The following is an 11,636-nucleotide window of genomic DNA, read 5'->3' as shown; positions in this document are numbered from 1 at the left end:
AAAAAGGAGCGCCGAGGCGCTCTTTTTTCGACGCCCGCCGGTCGGCGGGCATGCCTCCGAGTTACGCGGCCTTGTACTGATTGCGCGCCTCGGGCGTGCGATACAGCACGAGCGTCGCAACCAGCCCGCAGACTGCGGCCACGGCAAGCCACAGGCCGGGCGCGGCCTTGTTGCCGGTCTCGTGGATCAGCAGCGTGGAGATCGCCGGCGTGAAGCCGCCGATCGTCGTGGCGAGGCTGTAGGCCAGCGAGAAACCGGCGGTGCGCACGTCGGGCGGCATCACCTCGGTCAGCGCGACCACCATGCCGCCGTTGTACGACGCATAAAGGAACGACAACCACAGCTCGACCGACAGCAGCCGCATGAACGACGGATCCGCGACGAGCCATTGCACGGCGGGATAGGCGGTCAGCAGCGTGAGGACGGTGAACGTGATCAGGACCGGACGGCGGCCGATCCGGTCGGACACCGCGCCCGACAGCGGCAGCCAGATCAGGTTCGAGATGCCGACGCAGACCGTGACGAGCAGCGCGTCGATCGACGACAGGTGCAGCACTTCCTTGCCGAAGGTCGGCGTATACGCGGTGATCATGTAGAACGACACGGTCGTCATGATCACCATGCCCATCCCCGCGAGCACGACGCCCCAGTTGTCGACCATCGACTTCATGATCTCGCCCATGCTCGGGCGGTGCTTCTTCGCGAGAAACTCGTCGGTCTCCTTCAGCGAACGGCGGATCAGGAACAGGAACGGCACGATCAGGCAGCCGATCAGGAACGGGACGCGCCAGCCCCACGACGTCATCTGCTCGACGGGCAGCGCCTTGTTCAGCAGCACGCCGACGAGCGCGGCGAACACCACCGCCACCTGCTGGCTGCCCGACTGCCACGACGTGTAGAAACCCTTGTTGCCCTTGGTCGCGATCTCGGACAGGTAGACCGAGACGCCGCCCAGCTCGACCCCGGCCGAGAAGCCCTGCAGCAGGCGGCCGAGCAGCACGAGGGCCGGCGCGAGCGCGCCGATCGTCGCATAGCCCGGCACGGTCGCCACCGTGAGCGTGCCGAGCGCCATCAGGCCGAGCGTCAGGATGAGGCCCTTGCGGCGGCCATGATGGTCGATATAGGCGCCCAGCACGATCGCGCCGACGGGCCGCATCAGGAAGCCCGCGCCGAACACCGACAACGCCAGCATCAGCGACGCGAACGCGTCGCCGCTCGGAAAATAGGTCTTGGCTATCGCGGACGCGTAATAGCCATAGACCATGAAGTCGTACATCTCCAGAAAATTGCCGCTGACGACCCGGAATACGGTCCGGAACTTCGATTCATCCTGCTGGGAGGCGTGGGACGCTGTTGACATGTCTCTCTCGATAAGGCACCGCTGCTGCGTGGGGCGCGCAGGGTCGTGACATCGTGGTATCGCCGGGCCGCTGGCGCGGACACGGGACGACGCAGGCCGATGATGCACCGCATCGCGCCCGCCATATTACTGCGAATCGACGGGCAACCGCGTCAAAGTGTCGCGCGAAAACGCACGCCTGGAAATCGGGGGAAATGATGAGATCGGCCATCCGCGCGGCTCGCAACGATCGGGAGTCCCGAGCGGGCGCGGCAGGCGGCCGGGTCGGGCCGTCGCGCCCCATTGAACGGCGGCGGGCCGCGCTTGCTGCGATGCGGCAGGGCCGAGGCGGCATCGGCCCGCGCCAACTTCGACGTTCAGATTCATTCAGATTCATTCAGATTCAGACCGGTCCCATCGACGCGCCGCGACGCTTCACCGATGATTCCTCGATTGCCCGCCCCGGCCGCTTCCGGCGATGCGCGCCTTGCTCACGCCGCGCGGCCCGACCGACTCATGACCGCCTCATCACTCGTTCCCGTCGAAGGCCAATTGGCGCGCCCGTCGCTCATGCCGTTCAGCGGCCTGCCGTTCGGGCGCGAATGGACGAGCCTCGCCGGCTGCCCCGCGCAGTTGCGCACCGTCTTCATCGACCCCGACGCCCCGCACCGCGCCTGCCAGTGGCGGCCGCTGCGCCGCACGGCGCCGGCCGGCTCCACCACCGCCGCGCCCGCCGCGTCGTCCGTGCTGATCCCGACGTCCGGCGGGCCGCCCCGCGTGCTGCACGCCCTGTGCTGCGCGCTGGGCGCATTCGGCCTGATAGGCTGGCTGCTCTGGTCTCACCTCCCCGAGCGCGCCGCGCCGCCTGCACCATCCGCGCCGGCCGCGACACCGGCGCCGCCCGAGGCTCGCGCCGGCCGCCCACGCCCGGCGGCGCCACCCCGGCATACGTCGACCGCCCCCTTGCCGCCAGCGGGCGCGCCGACGCACGCCCCCGTCTCGCCCGTGATGCCGCTCCCCGAGGCGTCCCACGCTCGCGTCAAACCAGCCCGGCCGGTAGCAATCCATACGCGACCGCCGCTCGAGCACGCGATGCGGCACGCCGCCGCCGCGCCGCATCGCACCGATCCCCCCGTCACGGCCGCTCGCTCACCCGATCGGCATACACGCCCGGCCGCGCTCGACGATCCGACGACGTTCGCCGAATGGCAAACGCTGTACGCCACCCTGCGCGCCGACCTCCCCGCCGCGCTGCCGGCGGCCGCCCATCGCCCACCGCCGGACGACTGGGCGAACGCGCTGCAGCATCGACGCCTGACCGCCGACCCCGCCCGGTTCACGCGCTGACACCGCCCATGAAAAAGCCCGGCGCACTGCTGCGCCGGGCTGCTGACTGACCAATCGTTCCGCGCGACGCTAGCGCATCGGCGCGGCCAAACCCGTCTCGGTCTGCTGCTGCAACTTCTGCACCTGTTGTTGAAGCTCGCGCAACTGCGCCTGCGCGGCCCGCTTCTGCACGTCGAGCGCCTGCGCCTCGTCGCGCGCCGCGCGCTGCTGCACGGCCACCTCCACCTGCCGCGTATGCGCGACGTCGACGTCGGCCTGCAAGCGCTTCGCGCGCTCCTCGGACAGCGCGATCACACGCTCGAGAAACGCCTTCTGCGCGGCCAGCTCGGTGCGCTGGATCTCGACATCGGCCAGCTCGACCGTCCGCGCGACGAAGTTCGCATAGATCATCTCGGCGCGCGGCTTCTCCTGCGACGGAATCACACGCCAGAACTGCCGGTCCTGGAACAGCGCCGCGTAATAGGTCATCTCGTCGGGATAGAACAGCAGGCTCGCGCCGTAGCTGCCGTTGTAGGTCGTGCGCAGCTCGACGAGCTTGCCGTCGTGCAGCAGCTTCATCATCTCCGCGACCGAGCCGAGCGGCTGCTCGCCCGCCGCGGGCGCGGCCGGCTCAGCCGTCAGCGCGGTCACGGCCGGCCGGGTGCCGGCCACGGGCGCCGTGGCGTCAGCGGCGAACGACGCGCCGGCCTGCGCGCCGGCGCACACCGCCACGCACAGCGCCAGGCGGCGAACGCGATACAGACAGAACGACATCGGATCAGCACTCCGCATGAATTGGGCAACGGCGGATTATCGCGCGATTCCCGGCGATGCCGGGCAGCCGATGCGCGCCCCGCGACATTTTCGGATCCGTCCCACCTGGACCGAGGCCCCGGCGAAACGGACCCCGTTCGTCACAGCCGGGTCTCGCGCGCCGCGCGCAGGAAGGTGTCGAGCAGCGGCGTGCAGTCGAGCAGCTCGGGGCCGCCCGCGCGGTGGAATTCCGGATGCCACTGCACGCCGACCACGAACGGCGCGCGCCGGTAGCGGACGGCCTCGATGATGCCGTCCTCGGCCGAGACCGCCTCGATGTTCAGGTCGCGACCCAGATCGCGGATCGCCTGGTGGTGGATCGAATTGACGATCGCCTCGCGGCGGCCCGGAAACATGTTCTGGAGCGTCGAGCCGTCGGGGAAGCGGACCGTGTGGCGATGCTGGTCGTAGCGTTCGCTGACGTGCGCGCCGGCGGTCGGCACGTCGGTCGCGATGTCCTGGTACAGCGTCCCGCCGAATGCGACGTTGATCAGCTGGCAGCCCCGGCATACGCCGAGCACCGGCTTGCCCGACTCGACGAACTCGTGCAGCAGCTCCAGCTCGTACATGTCGCGCACCCGGTCGCCCGGCCACTCCGGCCGCGCGTCGGACGCCGCGTAGGTCTGCGGCGACACGTCGGCGCCGCCTTGCAGCAGCAGCCCGTCGAGGTGCTTGGCGTAATCGCGCAGGCGGATGTTGCTCGGGTGCAGCATGCCCTGATGGCCGACGGTCGGGATCATGAACACCAGCACGTCGCGCGACATCACCCAGTGCGCGATCGATTCCTCGAGGTATTGCAGCGTCTTGCCGCGCAGCCCCGGCGCGCCGACTTCCGGATGGAAGATCCGCGCCGACACGCCGATCCGCAGCGTGCGCTGCGTGATCCGCTGGCCGGCCCGGTCGAACAGCCGGCGCGCGCGCGCCGCGATGATGCGGCCGAACACCGACCACGGTGTATCGCTCTGCTTCAGATACGCGGGCGGCGCGACCGGCGCACCGGCGGGCGGCGGGCGCGCGGTCTCGAAATCGGGCGCCGCGCCGAAGCCGGGCGGCGGGGCGCCGGGCTTCGCGCCCCGCCCGGCGGCGGAACGCTCGGGCGTCGCCACGCCGGGCGCAGCCGCGCCGGCCCCGGCGGAACCGGGCGCGCCCGGCTCGGCGCCCTGGCCGACCGGCGCCGCGCCGGGATCGCCGACATCCTGCGCAGCCGCCACCTGCGCAGCGAACGCGCTGACGTGGACGGTGGGCTGAGGCTTGTCCTGCGGAGTGGAAGTCGAGGCCGCCGATTCAACCTGGCCGCTCGCGGGCGGCGTGGAGGAGGACGGGGACGAAGAGCCGGACGACCCGGCGCCTGCTGGCGTGTTTTCGCTCATGACGATGGTCTGGTGCGTCGGTCACGCGGTATTAAACGAGGATTCATTATCCTTCAGTAGCGGATTAGCGGCAAATCGCCAGTATTTCGTCAACATTGTTGCAAGCTGACGACAAATCGCCACCCGCGCCCTCTGCTCGCTCCATGACGGGGAATTTTGACATGCTGGATTCATGTGATATATCACATTAATATCCAGATTCGTTCCCTATCCCGAGGCCTGCAGGATTGCCCATGCCGTCGCTCACCTTCACCGTTTCCGCCACCCCGCCCGCCCAGCCGATCGACATCGCGATCGACGACCTCACGATCGCCGGCTGGGCCGGCCGCGACCCGGCCGCCATCGAACATCACATCGCCGAACTGGCCGCGCTCGGCGTGCGCCGGCCCAGCGCCACGCCGTGCTTCTACCGGCTCGGCGCGGGCCTGCTCACGCAGTCGGACCGGATCGAGGTGGTCGGCGCGCACTCCGGCGGCGAGGCCGAATGCGTGCTGCTCAACACCCCCGACGGCCTGCTCGTCACGGTCGGCTCCGATCACACCGACCGTGCGGTCGAGGCCTACGGCGTCACGGTCTCGAAGCAGGTGTGCCCGAAACCCGTCGCGCGCGTGGCCTGGCGCTTCGCCGAGGTCGCGCCGCACTGGGACCGCCTCGAACTGCGCGCCTGGCTCACGCAGCACGGCGCGCGCCGCCGCTATCAGGCGGGCAGCGTCGCGGCCCTGCTCGCGCCCGCCGACCTGCTGGCCCGCGCGCCGCGCGAGACCGCGCTGCCCGAGCGCGGCGCGCTGTACTGCGGCACGCTCGCCGTCGACGGCCCGCTCGCGACGATGGCCGACGGCGACGCATTCGAGATCGAACTGCACGACCCCGTGCTCGAGCGCACGCTGCGCCACGCCTATCGCGTGCGCGTGCTCGAGATCGCCGACTGACCCCCGCCCCGCGAGACCCCCATGCCGACCTCCCCGACGTCAACGGCCGACCCTGAAGCGCGCGCGCTGCGCAAGGTCACCTGGCGCATCATGCCGTTCCTGTTCCTCGTCTACGTGCTGTCGTACCTCGACCGCGTCAACATCGGCTACGCGAAGCTGCAGTTCACCACCGACCTCGGCCTGTCCGACGCCGCGTACGGCCTGGGCGCGGGCATCTTCTTCATCGGCTACTTCCTGTTCGAGGTGCCGAGCAATCTGCTGCTCAAGCGCTTCGGCGCCCGCGCGACGCTCGCGCGGATCACGATGCTGTGGGGCGCCCTGTCCTGCGCGATGATGTTCGTCACGAACGAAACGAGCTTCTATCTGCTGCGCTTCCTGCTCGGCGTCGCCGAGGCGGGGCTCGTGCCGGGCGTGGTGCTGTACCTGACGTTCTGGTTCCCCGCCGACCGGCGCGCGCGGATGATCGCGGTGTTCATGGCCGCGATCCCGGTCGCCGGCATCGTCGGCGCGCCGCTGTCCGGCTACCTGATGTCCGCGCTGCACGACGCGCACGGGCTGCGCGGCTGGCAATGGATGTTCGTGATCGAGGGCGTCCCGTCGATCCTGACCGGCTGCTGGGCGCTCGCGGTGCTGCGCAACACGCCCGACGATGCCGCCTGGCTCAGCCCCGAGGAAAAAAGCGCGCTCGCCGCACGGCTCGCGCTCGATCGCGCCGAGGCCGTCCGCGCGGGCGGCGAACACCGCCTGCGGGCCGCGCTGCGCTCGGGCCGCTTCTGGCTGCTCACGCTCGTCTATTTCTGCCTCGTCGCCGGCAATGCGGGCTTCTCGTTCTGGCTGCCGCAGATCATCAAGGATCTCGGCGTCGCCGACCTCGTCACGAACGGCTTCGTCACCGCGATTCCGTACCTGGCCGCCGGCATCGGCATGGTCCTCGTCGGCCGCTCGTCCGACCTGAGCGGCGAGCGGCGCTGGCACTACGCGCTGTCGTGCTTCACCGGCGCGGCCGGCCTCGTCGCGAGCGCGGCGCTCACCCATTCGATCCCGCTCGCCGTGGCGGGCCTCGCGGTCGCGTACATCGGCATCCTGTCCGGCTTCGGCATCTTCTGGTCGATGGCGACCGGCTACCTGCAGGGCACCGCCGCGGTCGCGGGCATCGCGGTCATCAATTCCATCGCAAACCTCGCCGGCTACGCGAGCCCGTACGCGCTCGGCCTGATCAAGGACGCGACCCACCGCATCACGCCCGGCCTCGTGCTGATCGCCGTCGCGCTGGTCGCGGGCGGGCTCGTCACGCTCGCCTTGCCGCGCATCGACACCGGCGGGCGTCGGCCGCGGCCGGCGCCGGGGCATGCGCGAGGCGACGGGTCGCCCGCCGCACGCCCTTGAGGCAGCCACCCCCTTGCCGAACGCTGTTGAGGCGGGCCCCTCTGTGGCCGGGTCGCCGTGAGGCGGGTGCCCCTGAGGCGGGCGCCCCTGAGCCGAGCGCCCCTGAGGCGGACGCCCCTGAGCCGAGCGCCCCTGAGGCGGACGCCCCTGAGGCGGCCCCCCTGAGGCGGGCCCCCCTGATCTACAATGCGCAGCAATTTCACCGCCACGCGCACCATGACGCCCCCTGCCTCGCCGCACAGCCCGCCGCGCGCCGCCGCGCGGCCGCCGGAAAGTCTTGCCGACCAGGCCTACGCGCTGATCCAGCGCGACATCATCACGATGCGGCTCAAGCCCGGCGCGGCGCTCAACGAATCCGAGCTGATCGCGCGCACGGGCATCGGCCGCACCCCGGTCCATCAGGCCGTGCACCGGCTCGTGCTCGAAGGCATGCTGAGCGTGATGCCGCGCAAGGGCGTGATGGTCAAGCCGGTGTCGCTCGACGACGTGCTCGCGATCATCGACGTGCGGCTCATCAACGAGGGCCTGTGCGTCGAGCTGGCCGCGCGCCACGCGCAGGCCGACGACCACGCGCGCATGGCCGCGCTCCTCGACGACGCGCGCGCCGCCGTGGCCGCGCACGACGTCGAGGCGATGATGGAACTCGACCGTGCGTTCCATCTCGCGATCTCGGCCGCCGCGCGCAATCCGGTGCTCGCCGAGATCCTGCGCGGGCTGCACGAGCGCTCGCTGCGCTTCTGGTTCATCACGCTGTCCGAGCCGCACCATCTCGCCGACGTCCAGCGCGAGCACACCGAGCTGTACGAACTGCTGCGCGCGCGCGACGAAGCCGGCGCGCGCCGCGCCGTGGAGCGCCACATCGAGGCGTTCCGCGCGTCCCTTGTCCAACACATCCAGTCCTGACGCCGCCATGACCCCCTTCGCTCCGTTTCCGCCGCTCGCCCAACTCGCCGCCGACCTCGCCGCCGGCGCCACCACGAGCCGCGCGCTCGTCGACGCCGCCCTCGAACGGATCGCCGACCCGGCGGGCCAGGGCGCAATCGCCTTCACCGACGTCGACGCGGCCGGCGCGCGCGCGGCCGCCGACGCGCACGACCGGCTGCGCGCGGCCGGTACGGTGCTGTCGCCGCTCGCGGGCATCCCGGTGTCGATCAAGGACCTGTTCGACGTCGCGGGCCAGGTGACCCGCGCCGGTTCGCGCGCGCTCGCCGGCGCCCCACCCGCCGCCGCCGACGCGCCCGTGGTCGGCCGCCTGCGGCGCGCGGGCGCCGTGCTGGTCGGCCGCACCAACATGAGCGAATTCGCGTTCTCGGGGCTCGGCCTCAATCCGCACTACGGCACGCCGCGCTCGCCGTACCGCCGCGACGTCGCGGGCGACGCGCGGATCGCGGGCGGCTCGTCGTCCGGCGCGGCCGCATCGGTCGCGGACGGCATGGCCGCCGTCGCGCTCGGCACCGACACCGGCGGCTCGATCCGGATTCCCGCCGCGCTGTGCGGGCTCACCGGCTTCAAGCCGACCGCGAGCCGGATCCCGCGCCAGGGCGGCGTGCCGCTGTCGACGACGCTTGATTCGTTCGGTCCGATCGGCGTGTCGGTCGCGTGCTGCGCGCTGGTCGACCGGGTGCTGGCCGGCCTCGAGCCGCGCGTGCCGGCGCGCCGGCCGCTCGAAGGCGTGAGGCTCGGCGTGCTCAACCACTACGTGACGGACGGCGTCGACGCCGAGGTGGCCGCCACGCTCGACACCGCGCTCAAGCATCTCGAAGCGGCGGGCGCGATCGTGTCCGAGGTGCGCTTCGCGCCGCTCGACCGGCTGCCCGAGATCAACCGCTTCGGCTTCGCGCCGATCGAGGCCTACGCCTGGCACCGCCCGCTGCTCGCGCAGCACCGCGCGGACTACGACCGGCGCGTGCTCGTGCGGATCCTGAAGGGCGAGCCGGCGAGCGCGGCCGACTACCTGGACCTGATGGCCGCCCGCGCGGCCATGCTGGACGAGGCTGAGCACACGATCTGGCAACGCTTCGACGCGCTCGTCGCGCCGACCGTGCCGGTCGTGCCGCCGCGCATCGCCGACCTCGAACACGACGACGAAGCGTTCACCCGCGTCAACGCGCTGATCCTGCGCAATCCGAGCGCGTTCAACTTCCTCGACGCCTGTGCGCTGTCGCTCCCCTGCCATCCGCGCGACGCGGCGCCCGTCGGGCTGATGCTCGCGGCCGGGCCGCACCGCGACGACGCGCTGCTGTCGATCGGCCAGGCGGTCGAGGCGGTGCTCCATACGATCCGTTGAAGCGGCGACGGGGAATGACACGAGGTTCGCGCTAAAATCCGACGATTCGATTTTCTGACCGACCGAAGGAAACCCGTCTCCGATGAACGATTTCACGCTCTCGCTGCGTCGCGAACGACGCCTGCTGGTGCTGCTCGGCCTCGTCTGCCTTGCGCTGCTGGCCGGCGCGCTCTACCTGCAATACGTGAAGAACGAGGACCCGTGCCCGCTGTGCATCATCCAGCGCTACTTCTTCTTGCTGATCGCGGTGTTCGCGTTCATCGGCGCCGGGCTGAAGGGCTGGCGCGGCATCGCCCTGCTGGAACTGCTGATCGTGCTGACGGCGGCGGCCGGCGTGGGCACCGCGGCCCGCCACCTGTACCTGCAGCTCAACCCGGGCTTCAGCTGCGGCTTCGACACGCTGCAGCCGATCGTCGACAGCCTGCCGCCCGCGCAATGGCTGCCGGGCGTGTTCAAGGTCGCCGGGCTGTGCGAGACCGTGTACCCGCCGATCCTCGGCATCCTGCTGCCGGGCTGGGCGCTGATCGGCTTCGCCGTGATGTTCGTGCTGGTCGCGGCCGGGCTGTGGCGCAACCGGCGCCGCATCGCCGCGTGAGCGCGACGGCGCGCGGCGGTTTTCCGCCGCCGCGTGTAAACACCTAAGCCGTTCCGGCCCGCATTCAACCACGGGCCGCGCGCCCGGCGGCGCCCCGTTCGCCGCCCCGCCCGGCCTTGCTCGGCGCGTCGCCGCGCCCCACCGCAACTTCGGCCTGTCGTGCGAATCCTACGATCGTCATGATCGCCACCGAATAGCCCGCATCAGCACCGCGCCATACTGTCGGTATTTGGCGGTGCTATCTTGATTTCCGGATGGCGATCTACGTGCGCGAGGCCGATGTTTCCCGGCCGGCGTAACGCGCGCCTGATCCGCAATGTCGCCTGGATTGACCATGACAACGCAAACCATCCGCTTCCTGCGCCGCGGCCTTCGCGCCGCGCCCGCCCATGCCGCCCCGCATCGCTCGCGGGCGCGCCGTGGCGCAATCGCGCCCGCCGCCGCGCAGCGCGCGCGCCGCCAGCCCCGCCTCGCCGCCTCGTCCGCGCGCCGCCCCCGCCGCGCGCCGCGCATCGGCCTGCCGCGCCACCGCGCCGCCGCGGCCTGAACCTGGAGACCCGTCGGATGGAAACCTGGCTGACCGACCTGCAACGTCTGCTCGCCCACGGCGACGCGGCCGTCCTCGTGACGGTCGTGCGCGTCGAGGGCTCCGCGCCGCGCGCGGCCGGCACCAAGATGCTCGTCACGCGCGAGGGCGCCCGCCACACGATCGGCGGCGGGCATCTCGAATGGAAGGCGATCGAACTCGCGCGCCAGTTGCTGAAGGAAGGCGCGCACACGCCGCACGCGCGCCGCCTCGCGCGCCTGCCGCTCGGCCCGAGCCTCGGCCAGTGCTGCGGCGGCGCCGTCACGCTCGGCTTCGAGCGGCTCGATATCGGCGACCTCGGCTGGCTCGCCTTGCTCGCGAAACGCGTCGCGGCAGGCGAGGCGACGGTGCGTAGCGTATCATTCGGCCCCTCGCCCGACGCGGTGCTGCTGAGCGAGCCGGCGCCCGGCGTCGCGCGCGCCGACTGCCTGCTGTGGGGCGACGCCGCTGCGCCGCTGCTGACCGAGACGATCGCGCCCCATGAATTCGCGGTGGTGCTGTTCGGGGCGGGCCACGTCGGCGCGGCGCTCGTGCGCGTGCTCGCGACGCTGCCGTGCCGGGTGCGCTGGGTCGACGAGCGCGACGCGCAGTTTCCGCCGCCCGCCGCGCTCGCCGGCCTCGACAACCTGACGATCGACGCCAGCGACGCACCGGACGAAGCGGTCGACGCCGCCCCGCCCGACGCCTATTTCGCCGTGATGACGCACAACCATGCGCGTGACCTCGATCTCGCCGAGCGGATCCTGCGGCGCGCCGATTTCGCGTTTTTCGGCATGATCGGCTCGCAGACGAAGCGCGCGCAGTTCGAGCATCGCCTCGCCGCGCGCGGCATCGATCCGCGCCAGATCGCGCGGATGCAATGCCCGATCGGCGTGCCCGGCATCGTCGACAAGGCGCCCGAGGTGATCGCGATCTCGGCGGCCGCGCAGATCCTGCAGGCCGTCGACGCGCAGGCCGCGCTCGCGCGCGGCGAAAGCGCGAACCCCACTTTCTGAACCGACCAAG

The 11,636-nt window shown here is 71.4% G+C and carries 12 protein-coding genes and 1 pseudogene; 9 read left to right on the top strand and 4 right to left on the bottom strand.

Annotated elements, in window-relative coordinates; all coding sequences use genetic code 11:
- Positions 1–61: 61 nt before the first annotated feature.
- Entirely contained in the window at positions 62–1,360 is a 1,299-nt protein-coding gene (locus tag Bsp3421_RS17150) for an MFS transporter (protein WP_274001831.1), read from the bottom strand.
- A 495-nt stretch (positions 1,361–1,855) separates the two neighbouring features.
- Here Bsp3421_RS17150 and Bsp3421_RS17145 point away from each other — a divergent pair, with 495 nt between their 5' ends.
- The gene (locus tag Bsp3421_RS17145) at positions 1,856–2,686 is read left to right on the top strand and encodes a hypothetical protein (RefSeq protein ID WP_274001830.1); all 831 of its coding nucleotides are present in this window, start codon (positions 1,856–1,858) and stop codon (positions 2,684–2,686) included.
- Between the two features lie 69 nt (positions 2,687–2,755).
- Here the strand turns inward: Bsp3421_RS17145 and Bsp3421_RS17140 are convergent, their stop codons facing one another.
- Together Bsp3421_RS17140 and Bsp3421_RS17135 are read right to left on the bottom strand one after the other, a co-directional pair.
- On the bottom strand, positions 2,756–3,439 hold the full coding sequence (locus Bsp3421_RS17140; RefSeq protein ID WP_274001827.1) for a DUF2968 domain-containing protein: 684 nt from the start codon (positions 3,437–3,439) through the stop codon (positions 2,756–2,758).
- A gap of 140 nt (positions 3,440–3,579) precedes the next feature.
- Entirely contained in the window at positions 3,580–4,689 is a 1,110-nt protein-coding gene (locus Bsp3421_RS17135) for a gamma-glutamyl-gamma-aminobutyrate hydrolase family protein (RefSeq protein ID WP_443111560.1), read from the bottom strand.
- 52 nt (positions 4,690–4,741) lie between these two features.
- On the opposite strand from Bsp3421_RS17135, the gene Bsp3421_RS17130 reads away from it, so the two are divergent.
- From Bsp3421_RS17130 to Bsp3421_RS17120, 3 genes are all read left to right on the top strand, one after another.
- Positions 4,742–4,957: a hypothetical protein gene (locus Bsp3421_RS17130; RefSeq protein ID WP_274004459.1), complete on the top strand. Its 216-nt coding sequence runs from the start codon at positions 4,742–4,744 to the stop codon at positions 4,955–4,957.
- 124 nt (positions 4,958–5,081) lie between these two features.
- Positions 5,082–5,777 (top strand): DUF2848 domain-containing protein, encoded by a 696-nt coding sequence (locus tag Bsp3421_RS17125; RefSeq protein WP_274001823.1) that lies wholly within the window; start codon positions 5,082–5,084, stop codon positions 5,775–5,777.
- 21 nt (positions 5,778–5,798) lie between these two features.
- Positions 5,799–7,163, top strand: a complete 1,365-nt coding sequence (locus tag Bsp3421_RS17120; protein ID WP_274001821.1) for an MFS transporter — start codon at positions 5,799–5,801, stop codon at positions 7,161–7,163.
- A 101-nt stretch (positions 7,164–7,264) separates the two neighbouring features.
- Here Bsp3421_RS17120 and Bsp3421_RS34440 read toward each other — a convergent pair.
- Positions 7,265–7,381 (bottom strand): annotated as a pseudogene (locus tag Bsp3421_RS34440) (hypothetical protein); the annotation flags it as partial.
- On the opposite strand from Bsp3421_RS34440, the gene Bsp3421_RS17115 reads away from it, so the two are divergent.
- The 5 genes from Bsp3421_RS17115 (at position 7,380) to xdhC (ending at position 11,626) form a co-directional block, all read left to right on the top strand.
- On the top strand, positions 7,380–8,066 hold the full coding sequence (locus Bsp3421_RS17115; RefSeq protein WP_274004239.1) for a GntR family transcriptional regulator: 687 nt from the start codon (positions 7,380–7,382) through the stop codon (positions 8,064–8,066). The pseudogene Bsp3421_RS34440 and the gene Bsp3421_RS17115 overlap by 2 nt on opposite strands.
- Positions 8,067–8,073: 7 nt before the next feature.
- A complete protein-coding gene (locus tag Bsp3421_RS17110) occupies positions 8,074–9,450 on the top strand; it encodes an amidase (protein ID WP_274001819.1) in 1,377 nt (458 codons plus the stop codon).
- Positions 9,451–9,532: 82 nt separating this feature from the next.
- Complete coding sequence (locus tag Bsp3421_RS17105) at positions 9,533–10,045, top strand: disulfide bond formation protein B (RefSeq protein ID WP_274001818.1); 513 nt, start codon at positions 9,533–9,535, stop codon at positions 10,043–10,045.
- Between the two features lie 334 nt (positions 10,046–10,379).
- Entirely contained in the window at positions 10,380–10,592 is a 213-nt protein-coding gene (locus tag Bsp3421_RS17100; RefSeq protein WP_274001816.1) for a hypothetical protein, read from the top strand.
- A 17-nt stretch (positions 10,593–10,609) separates the two neighbouring features.
- Positions 10,610–11,626, top strand: coding sequence for a xanthine dehydrogenase accessory protein XdhC (gene xdhC / locus Bsp3421_RS17095; protein ID WP_274001815.1), 1,017 nt, complete (start codon positions 10,610–10,612; stop codon positions 11,624–11,626).
- Positions 11,627–11,636 lie beyond the last annotated feature (10 nt).

Origin of the sequence: Burkholderia sp. FERM BP-3421, assembly GCF_028657905.1 — a bacterium.
GTDB lineage: Bacteria > Pseudomonadota > Gammaproteobacteria > Burkholderiales > Burkholderiaceae > Burkholderia.
Note: the sequence above shows the minus strand (reverse complement) of the source record. Positions and strands in the feature narration are given on the sequence as shown.

Bases quoted from the DNA above. Each gene is read 5' to 3' on its own strand.
- Bsp3421_RS17125 (WP_274001823.1), top strand. From the start codon at position 5,082: ATGCCGTCGCTCACCTTCACCGTTTCCGCCACCCCGCCCGCCCAGCCG.
- Bsp3421_RS17110 (WP_274001819.1), top strand. From the start codon at position 8,074: ATGACCCCCTTCGCTCCGTTTCCGCCGCTCGCCCAACTCGCCGCCGAC.
- xdhC (WP_274001815.1), top strand. From the start codon at position 10,610: ATGGAAACCTGGCTGACCGACCTGCAACGTCTGCTCGCCCACGGCGAC.
- Bsp3421_RS17100 (WP_274001816.1), top strand. From the start codon at position 10,380: ATGACAACGCAAACCATCCGCTTCCTGCGCCGCGGCCTTCGCGCCGCG.
- Bsp3421_RS17115 (WP_274004239.1), top strand. From the start codon at position 7,380: ATGACGCCCCCTGCCTCGCCGCACAGCCCGCCGCGCGCCGCCGCGCGG.
- Bsp3421_RS17140 (WP_274001827.1), bottom strand. From the start codon at position 3,439: ATGTCGTTCTGTCTGTATCGCGTTCGCCGCCTGGCGCTGTGCGTGGCG.
- Bsp3421_RS17145 (WP_274001830.1), top strand. From the start codon at position 1,856: ATGACCGCCTCATCACTCGTTCCCGTCGAAGGCCAATTGGCGCGCCCG.
- Bsp3421_RS17105 (WP_274001818.1), top strand. From the start codon at position 9,533: ATGAACGATTTCACGCTCTCGCTGCGTCGCGAACGACGCCTGCTGGTG.
- Bsp3421_RS17120 (WP_274001821.1), top strand. From the start codon at position 5,799: ATGCCGACCTCCCCGACGTCAACGGCCGACCCTGAAGCGCGCGCGCTG.
- Bsp3421_RS17150 (WP_274001831.1), bottom strand. From the start codon at position 1,360: ATGTCAACAGCGTCCCACGCCTCCCAGCAGGATGAATCGAAGTTCCGG.